At 60.1% G+C, this 1,824-nt stretch carries 2 protein-coding genes; both read left to right on the forward strand.

Annotated elements, in window-relative coordinates; translation table 11 throughout:
• Positions 1–272: 272 nt before the first annotated feature.
• Positions 273–1,520, forward strand: coding sequence for a Spy/CpxP family protein refolding chaperone (locus EJP87_RS15855; RefSeq protein WP_193771455.1), 1,248 nt, complete (start codon positions 273–275; stop codon positions 1,518–1,520).
• An 89-nt stretch (positions 1,521–1,609) separates the two neighbouring features.
• Positions 1,610–1,824, forward strand: a 215-nt coding sequence (locus tag EJP87_RS18720; RefSeq protein WP_227657706.1) for a hypothetical protein, incomplete at its 3' end; no start/stop codon positions are given.

The following is a 1,824-nucleotide window of genomic DNA, read 5'->3' on the forward strand; positions in this document are numbered from 1 at the left end:
ATTTTTTGCGCCAATGCCCACAGCATCCCCATGGGGGTAGAGCTGGCGAGCCAGCACGAACCTGAATAGTTACAAAAGGAGTATGGGGAGCAGGGGTGAAATCCCTGCAGGTTATGGGGCATTTATGCGCGCCGCAAGGGCAGATGTGGGAGGGCGGAGGTCCGACACGCTCCCTGTGGATGGTGGTGTATAGTGCAAATGTGTTTGCCCTGGATCATGGGGCAATCCACAGGGCTTTTTGGTAACAAGAACGGATGGCTAAGGAGAACAGAATGAGAACAGGAGTCGCAAGGAGCAATTGGCTGGTCAGGATAGTGGCCAGTGGTTTATGGCTGGGTCTGAGCACATTGGCGTGGGCGGAGTCACCTGCCGGAGCACCGGCACAGGCGCAGGGAGCAACCGCACAGGTTGAGTCGGCGCCAGCCTCTGGCGCGGCGCTCGGGCATGACCATGATCATGGGGCGATGCAGCAGATGCACTCTGCCGAGAGCATGGGTGCAACCGGGGGGCAGATGCCGGGGAGTGCCTCATTCCCGCCGGGCTATCCTCCCGTCTGGGGGGCGCCAGGGGGATATGCTGCGCCAACCCATCCTGGTGCCTGGGGCAATGCGGTTGCTCCCGGTCATCCTGCTGGTTGGGGCAATGGTGCTGCTCCCGGTTATATGGGTGGCTGGGGCAATCATGCAGGCGGTCCCGGTTTTCCCGGAGGGATGAATGCACCGGCATGGCAAAACCGTCCGATGGCTCCGCCATGGGCAAACAGTGCGGAGCGGCCTATGGGGCCGGGTTGGCGTGGCGGTGATGCGGCTTCTGCCATGGGTGGGCCGATGCCGGGCAGCCACAATGCGGTTGGCACGGTAGCGGCGGGCAGTTTTGATCATACCCAGCAGCAGCCGGATGCGGCAGCAGCGCAGCAGGGTATGAAAAAATGCACGATGTGCATCGATAAAAAAGCGACAGCGGAGCAGAAACCGTGTGCCCGTTGTGCACAGTGCAAGCAGTGTCGGCAGGGTGGCGCCGGCAACCCCGCGACGGCAGAGGCTTGTCGGATGTGCCAGTTGCCGCCAGGAGCCCAGGCCGATGCGGGCAACATGTGTCGGATGTGTGCCTTGTCGCCCAATGGTGGGGCGGGCATGGGTTGTGGGCACTGTCGTTCGCGGATGGGCATGCGGGTGATGGATCCGTTATTGTTGGGGCAGGCTCCTGTGGTTGTGGAGCAGGCGCTGCACTATATCAAGGGGTTGTTGGCAGTGACTGCCGAGCAAGAGGCAGCGTGGAAGAGTTATGCCGATGCAGCGATGGCATTGGTTGCGGTGCGCATGGAAAAGCGGGAAGGGATGATGGCGCCTGTGACTTCGGCGCTGGAGGTTGCCGAACGGCGCACCCAGATGGCGGCGCGGATGGTGGAAAAACGGCAACAGAGCTTGCAGGCATTCAAAGGGCTGCTCGAACAATTGAACGAGGAGCAGAAGGGACGTTTGCACAGCTTTTTTATGGGCGGTGCCCCGGGCACGCCCTGACAGGGTGTTTTGCCGGGCAGCGAGCATCCAGACTCTGCCTCACAGGCTGACCGCTTGAGAGGTGGAGTCTGGCAGGATGTTTTGTCTGCATGGTGAGCATCGAGCATGCTTTTTTTTGGATTCTGACAGCAGTGCATCACTCCCTGGTCCTGGCATCCAGTCAGGGCAAGGGAGTGAGCAATTTGCAAAGCAACAGATACTGCAGGGCAATCGCATTTGAAAATCAGGAAATTATTATGGAGGTCCAGGAGGAGATTATCTCCTCCTGGTGGGTGCAGGGCAAAGCCCTGCTGAAAATGTGCGG

Source organism: Candidatus Magnetaquicoccus inordinatus, assembly GCF_004217665.1.
Taxonomy (GTDB): domain Bacteria; phylum Pseudomonadota; class Magnetococcia; order Magnetococcales; family Magnetaquicoccaceae; genus Magnetaquicoccus; species Magnetaquicoccus inordinatus.

Excerpts from the sequence above, each read along its gene's own strand:
- EJP87_RS15855 (WP_193771455.1), top strand. The coding sequence starts at position 273 with ATGAGAACAGGAGTCGCAAGGAGCAATTGGCTGGTCAGGATAGTGGCC.